We start from the raw sequence: 1,553 nt of genomic DNA, 5'->3' as shown, positions 1-1,553 counted from the left end.
GGGGGCGGGGGCCGCGGGTGTGGTGTGGGCTGCGGGCGTCCAGGACGCGCGGGATGCGCACACCGATGGCCTCATCGTCGACTCCAAGGCGCTGGATACGGGAAGAGCGGGGTTCCGGCCGGGTGCCGGGGCCGGGTTCTGGAGAGTCTGCCTCGATCGGATCGAGGAACGCTCGAGGAACGCATGACGTGCGCCTGAGGGCCGTCGCGAACCCGTGGCAAAGGTTTGCCCGCGTATTGCCGGGCGTCCTACGCTCGTTGGCGGTTCCCGACAGATTTCTTGCCCGCGACCTCAGGGATGCTCATGCTGCGACAGCCCGCGTTCGGACACCGCCTGAGAAAGCTCCGGATGGCCCAGGGCCTGTCCCAGACGGCGCTGGCCGGCGAGGGGATGTCCACCGGCTACCTCTCCCGTCTGGAGTCGGGCGCACGCCAGCCGACCGAGCGGGCCGTGGGATACCTGGCCGGCCGACTGGGCCTGGAAGCGGCCGACTTCGAGGAGCCGGCCACCGGCTCGCTGGCCCATGCGCTCACCCTCGCGTCGTCCACCGGCTCCCCCGACGCCGTCGAGGCCCTGCGCCAGGCGCTGACCGCCGAGGGCCACGAGAGTGCGGTACTGCGCTGGCAGGCGCTGTGGCTGCTCGCCGGGGCCGCCCGCGTCCAGGGCGACCACGCGCTGGAACTGGAGCGGCTCACCCGGCTGGTCGGGCTCGGTGAGGAAGTGGGCGTGTGGGAGCTGCGCGTACGGGGCCTGACCCGCCTCGCCCGCTGCCTGCGGTCCGTCGGTGAGATCAACCCGGCCCTGGAGGCCGCCGTCGAGGCCCACCGGATCGCGCTGCGCGAGGAGTTGGGCATGGAGGACCGGGCCACCGCCCTGCTGGCGCTCGTGTCCGTGCAGGCCGAGGCCGGCCGGATCGGCGAGGCGCGGGTGCACGCCGACGAGCTGACCGTCCTCGTCGAGGGCCGCTGCGACGCGCTGTGGGCCGAGGCCATGTGGACGGCCGCCGCCGTCCGGATGCGCCAGGGCGACTACCCGGGTGCACAGGCCTGCCTGGACGATGCCCTCGACCGGTTCGGCAGCCAGGAGGACCTGGTCCTGTGGACCCGGCTGCGGCTGGCCACGGCGCGGCTGCACCTGCAGAAGCTGCCCGCCGATCCGGAGCAGGCGCAGCGCCGCGCCGCCGAGGCCGAGGCCGCTCTCGCCTTCGTGGGCACACCGGCCCTGCGGCAGGACCTGACCGCGCTCCAGGCCGACCTGGCCTTCGCCACCGGCCGGTACGACGACGCGCGCGCCCTGCTCGCCGCGCTGGGCGGCGACGAGTCGAGGATGACCTACCGCGGCCGGGTACGGCTGGAGATCCTGCGTCATCAGCTGCTGATCCTCGGTGGCGACCCCTGCGGGATAAAGGGCCTGCGCGAGCTGGCGCAGCAGGCTCAGGCGGACGCGAACATCGACCTCGCGGCCGAGATCTGGCGGGTGCTGGCCGACGCACTGACCCAGGCGGGACAGGCCGGTCAGGACGGTCAGGCGGGGCGGGCGGGGCGGCTCAGCGG

At 74.0% G+C, this 1,553-nt stretch carries 2 protein-coding genes; both read left to right on the top strand.

Annotated features, from left to right (window positions below; all coding sequences use genetic code 11):
* The coding region (locus tag PV721_RS43280) for a hypothetical protein (protein ID WP_319734345.1) at window positions 1-187 on the top strand (187 nt) is incomplete at its 5' end.
* Window positions 188-303: 116 nt separating this feature from the next.
* Window positions 304-1,553: helix-turn-helix transcriptional regulator (locus PV721_RS43275; RefSeq protein ID WP_319734343.1), on the top strand; the 1,250-nt coding region annotated here is incomplete at its 3' end.

Origin of the sequence: Streptomyces sp. MB09-01, from assembly GCF_033794505.1 — a bacterium.
GTDB lineage: Bacteria > Actinomycetota > Actinomycetes > Streptomycetales > Streptomycetaceae > Streptomyces.
The sequence above is the reverse complement of the archived record's forward strand: the minus strand, read 5'-3'. Positions and strand labels throughout refer to the sequence as shown.